General features: G+C 62.3%; 2 protein-coding genes, 1 tRNA gene and 1 pseudogene. 3 read left to right on the plus strand and 1 reads right to left on the minus strand.

Translation table 11 applies throughout. The annotated features are described in order from the left end of the window. The 3 genes and pseudogenes from AC1DUU_RS29670 to AC1DUU_RS29680 all read left to right on the plus strand — a co-directional run. A pseudogene (locus tag AC1DUU_RS29670) lies at nt 1–234 on the plus strand (TIGR02300 family protein); the annotation flags it as partial. A gap of 145 nt (nt 235–379) precedes the next feature. Then, a tRNA-Ala gene (locus AC1DUU_RS29675) sits at nt 380–455 on the plus strand. A gap of 139 nt (nt 456–594) precedes the next feature. Beyond that, complete coding sequence (locus tag AC1DUU_RS29680; RefSeq protein ID WP_476786898.1) at nt 595–1119, plus strand: P-loop nucleotide/nucleoside kinase family protein; 525 nt, start codon at nt 595–597, stop codon at nt 1117–1119. Between the two features lie 222 nt (nt 1120–1341). Here AC1DUU_RS29680 and AC1DUU_RS29685 read toward each other — a convergent pair. Next, nucleotides 1342–2363 (minus strand): alanine racemase (locus tag AC1DUU_RS29685; protein WP_476786899.1); only part of this gene is annotated, 1022 nt, incomplete at its 5' end.

The raw sequence follows: 2363 nt of genomic DNA on the forward strand, positions 1-2363 counted from the left end.
GAAGAAGAGGAAGTCGAGACCAAGGAGCTCGACGCCGAAGAGGATACTCCTGAGGTGGTTTCCCTGGAGGACGCCGACGAAGAGTCCAAGGCTGCCGACGACCTGCCGGATCTCGACGATGACGAYGTCGATCTGGGCGACGATGACGACGACACCTTCCTTGCCGAGGAAGAAGAAGACGATGACGACGTCTCCGACATGATCGGCGTCGGCGACGACGACGACGAGATCTGACACGCCCTTTCGGCAAACCAAAAAAAGGTTTCGATCAAGGCTTGCCAATGGTCGAATGCGGCGCTAGAAGCCGCCAACAACACCGGCGCGGACGACAAATTCGCGCCGACCTTTGCCGGAAACGGCACCCGGCCTAGGCCGGTGTGGGGCCATAGCTCAGCTGGGAGAGCGCCTGCATGGCATGCAGGAGGTCAGCGGTTCGATCCCGCTTGGCTCCACCATTTACTTTAATAATACCATAGAATCAGTGGCTTGATGGGGTGGCGACAAGCGTTGCGTACCACGCTTCGTAGCTCTGTTCGGTCAAAGCTATCCCGACGCGGGACAAATCGCCCCGCTACGCGCTGCGGCTGTTCGAGGATGGCAAACTATTGCCAAAGGTTCCCCATGCCCACGCTTTACCTCACGTGCGGCCTTCCCGGTTCGGGTAAGACGACGCTTGCGAAGAGGATTGAACAAGAGACGTCTGCGCTTCGCCTTACGGGCGACGAGTGGATGCACAAACTCTACCCCGGCATCTTCACCCCGGAAGCGGAGACCGGCCCATGCCGAAGCAGGGTCGAGAGCCTGCAATGGGAGATTGCCATCCGTGCCCTGAAGCTCGGCTGCAACGTCGTTGTCGACTGGGGGGTCTGGTCGAAGGAGGAACGGGACATTTGCCGCACTAGCGCTCGTGGGGTTGGTGCGCGGGTTGTCTTGTATTTCCTTGACGTTCCGATTGACGAACTTTGGTGTCGGCTTTCGCAGCGCAACGCCAAGCTTCCAGCTGGCACGTTTGATATCCCGCGTGAGGCACTTGTTAGATGGTCGGACCTGTTCCAGCGCCCTACGGATGATGAGTTGGCCCTCTATGACGTGCCAGTGGATGGTGCGGGCGAGTACTAGGCCCGCCCCCAAAACTCACTGGGGTTCCATCGCGTCTCGGCGCCCTGACCGGCCACCTGGATCACTCAGCCCCTGAGTAACGGACATGGCTGGACTTTGCGACGATGCCGGAAATGATTCGACGGAACTCGCCTCGACCTGCCTCTGCAGCTAGGCCGCGCGCGCCGATACTGGCACGGTTCGCATCCCGGCATCTATCGCCACTCATGGGGCAGCATGCCGTCAGGTTTGGCAGCTGCGGGCGTCGACCGCCAGCGTCAGCGCCTCACCATGTTCGCGGCGCAGCGTGAAGCGGTCGAAATTGGCGATCGAGGCGCAGGAATGATTGGGGAAAACACGCACCCGGCTGCCGAGCGGCAAGGTGCGTCCCGACAATGGCACGAAGCCATGTTCTTCGGACATTCGCTCAAGCGTCCACACACCAGCGTCAGCGTCGCCGTCCGCCGAAACCACGATACCGAAGCCGGCGCCGCCCATGCCATGCGCACCACGGTCGGAGCTCATGCTCTTCGAGCCCGCATCGATGATGAAATGTTTGTCGTTTGAGGCAACGACCCGGGCGACGACCGACAGAGCCAGATCGTCGGCGGTGCAGATGCCAAGCCTAAGTGCCGTGCCGTCGAGAAAGACGTAGTTGCCTGGCCGGATGCAGTCGACCGCCTGAAGCGGCGCGCCGACACATGTGGGCGTTGCCCCGACTGAAATGCAGGCAACCTCCATTCCCCGGCTTTTCAGTTCGGCAGCGAGGCCGGACAAGGCCGCTGCCTCATCGCGGGCGACAGCTGCAATGGCGTCGCCATCGGCGGCGGCGTAGGAGTGGCCGGCATGCGAGAGCAGGCCGGCGAAACGCAGGCCTTCGGCGGCGACGATCTTTGCGCAGACGGCGAGTGCCGCCGGGTCATTTGGCTTCAGGCCGACACGGCCGAGGCCGACATCGACCTTGAGGAAGACGCCCAGCTCGACACCGTGGCGAATGACGGCGGCGGACAGCGCCTCGACGCCTGTTACGCTTGCGACAATGGTGCGCAACTCGGTGCCATGCGCCTTCACAGCCGGCAGCAGGCGGTCGAGAGATTCCGCGCTGACGATGGGATAGGCGAGGATGATCGAGGGGATGCCCGCCTCGACAAAGACCAGCGCTTCGCTCGGCTTGGACGCGGTGATGCCGCGCGCGCCCAAAGCCAGCTGCTGTTGCGCCAGATAGATGCTCTTGTGCGTCTTGACGTGCGGGAACATCGCTAGGC

The sequence above is a fragment of the Aminobacter sp. P4_H6_2 genome, from assembly GCF_056400805.1.